The 2,410-nt window shown below is 37.8% G+C and carries 3 protein-coding genes; all 3 read left to right on the top strand.

Features of this window, described 5'->3' with window-relative positions; all coding sequences use genetic code 11:
- The coding region (locus GQR55_RS19865; protein ID WP_240916935.1) for a transposase at nucleotides 1–236 on the top strand (236 nt) is incomplete at its 5' end.
- Between the two features lie 82 nt (nucleotides 237–318).
- Nucleotides 319–1,293 carry a transposase gene (locus tag GQR55_RS19870; RefSeq protein WP_166421952.1) on the top strand — a complete coding sequence of 325 codons (975 nt, stop codon included), beginning with the start codon at nucleotides 319–321 and terminating at the stop codon, nucleotides 1,291–1,293.
- Between the two features lie 485 nt (nucleotides 1,294–1,778).
- Nucleotides 1,779–2,159: a hypothetical protein gene (locus GQR55_RS19875; RefSeq protein ID WP_166421953.1), complete on the top strand. Its 381-nt coding sequence runs from the start codon at nucleotides 1,779–1,781 to the stop codon at nucleotides 2,157–2,159.
- The last annotated feature ends 251 nt before the right edge of the window (nucleotides 2,160–2,410 follow it).

Genomic DNA, 2,410 nt, shown 5'->3' on the forward strand with positions numbered 1-2,410 from the left:
CTGAGCAAATTCTGCCTGGCACTTTTGAGTATGCCCTTTGTTATATTGTCGAAAATAAACTCGATTTATCGGGGTTTGACGCGTGGTACAACAATGACAAAACGGGCGCGGCGGCGTATCCATCCTCGGTAATGCTAAAGATTATTTTACTGGGCTATGCACATGGTTTGATCAGTAGCCGTCGAATTGCTAAAGCGTGTGAGACGAACATTTTATTTATGAGTGAAAGCAATTAACAGTGACACCCATCCTAAATTTTGCTCTTTTTTAAATTAAGGACTACGTTTTATTTAGTGTAAAAAACAAGCAGGGTGTCTTATGGCTATCGCAAGAAAGCGTCAAGTAAGTTTGGTTGATACAAAGTACTACCACTGTATTTCACGTTGTGTACGCCGTGCATTTTTATGTGGCGAAGACCGTTTTACAGGCAAGTCTTACGAGCATCGTAGAGGCTGGGTTGAAGACAAACTGCTTGAGTTAGCTAAGGTGTTTTGTATTGATGTATGTGCTTATGCCGTTATGAGTAATCATACCCATTTAGTACTGTATGTTGATGATAAGAAAGCGAATAGGCTGAATGATAAAGCGATTGTTATTCGCTGGCATAAACTCTGTAAAGGCACAGTGTTAACGCAAAAATATGTACAGGGTGAAAAGCTAAGTAAAGTTGAACTCATCTTTTTTAATCAAACAGTAAAGGAATATCGAGAGCGCCTATCAAGTATTAGCTGGTTTATGCGGTTGTTAAATGAAGATATTGCTCGCAGAGCAAATAAGGAAGATAACTGTACTGGCAGGTTTTGGGAGGGTCGATTTAGCTCACAAGCACTGCTTGATGAAGCCGCACTTGCCGCCTGTATGGCGTATGTCGATTTAAACCCCATTAGAGCCAAGATGGCTAAAACGCCAGAAGAGTCAGACCATACCAGCGCTCAAGTACGCTTAATATGCGCAAAAGAAGGCAAGCAGCCAAAACAACTCCTTCGTTTTGCAGGGATGTCACGTCAAATAATGCCAAAAGGGCTGCCGTTTGAGCTTAAATCGTACCTTGAACTTGTTGAATTAACAGGACGTTGCATACGAGAAGACAAGCGAGGGTATATTGAAAGTACACATTTGTCTTTACTGGAAAGGGTGAATATATCTCCAGAAAACTGGTTAAAGCTTACAACCCAATTTACGCGCGTATTTCGTGGTGCAGTGGGCAGGCCAGCCTCACAAGAAGCTTATTGTGAAAACTTAAAGCGAAAGCGGCGAGCGAATATCAGTAACTGCGAAAAGCTACTGGCATAAAACGTAAACTACTCAGTAAAACTATTCAATAATAAATTACAACTGCACCATGCAGTCATTTTCATGCGTGCAATTTAGATTAAGAGCGCTAATGACTTATTTGATGGATGAAATGAAAATAACCTGTCGATAAAAGATATATTATTAACCTACAAATTAAATTTAATGGCAACATTTTGTTTGTTCAATTAAAGTGGCTGTCTAGTTTATCTGTTTATCTGGTTTATCTGTTCATATAAAAAAGCTGCAAAACACGATGCATTAAGAAGGGGAAGCCCTTTTAACCTAAATAAAAGCCACTCAACCACTCGTAATCCCTTCCAAAACGCCAATTTAAACAACACCAAACACTTCTTTATATGCTGCGTAAAAATACAGTAATCGATTGAACCAAAATAGGAACTCAGCTATGGTTTGTTTATCAATAAAAATAAATAAAAAAACGAGTTAATCTACAGGCTCGTTAGTTGCCTATGGAGTTTCAGTTGCACTTTGATGAATTAAAATCGATTATCGATACTGAAAATGCCCAAGAATTAAGTCTTACTTCTAATTCTTGGGAAATCATTAAAAACTCTAATTCCGAAGTGAATAATTGGTTATCTGAAGATCAATTCAGTCTCATTTTTTCAGGTGTTTCTGAATCTAAATATGGCGAAACAGTGTTTGTATTTGAGACCTTTGAACGTAAATATAAACACTCAGGTTTAACTAAAAGGTTATGCGAACAGCTAAATTTAAAATGGTCTAAATTTGATAAATTCCAAAGCTCTACTGAAATTTTAGATTTCTATATGGTCCCCAAAAGTTTAAATTGGGTTCTGTACGCTAACAGAGACTTTTGGCAATTCGCAAAAGGCAACTAACAAGTTGCACAAGCAGGACAAAATACAGTTGGTTTTTTGCTCGTGCCTCGCTTATTTTAACCAACTATATTTTGCCTCTTAGCAAGGCGTTGAGGCTGTAGAATTACTCTTTTTAGGAACGTATCCAACTATTCTTGGTTGGTTGCTTTTTAACCTTGAATCCATCTGTTCGCTGTGATCTAATAGATATTATTCACCCACGGTAAACTGTTATGGCTAACTACAAGCCTGACTTATCCTGTCAAAATAAA

The sequence above is a fragment of the Pseudoalteromonas sp. Z1A8 genome, from assembly GCF_011378855.1.
In the GTDB taxonomy this organism is placed as follows: Bacteria; Pseudomonadota; Gammaproteobacteria; order Enterobacterales; family Alteromonadaceae; genus Pseudoalteromonas.

What these genes read in the sequence shown, in the direction of transcription:
- GQR55_RS19870 (WP_166421952.1), top strand. Translation starts at nt 319, where the DNA reads ATGGCTATCGCAAGAAAGCGTCAAGTAAGTTTGGTTGATACAAAGTAC.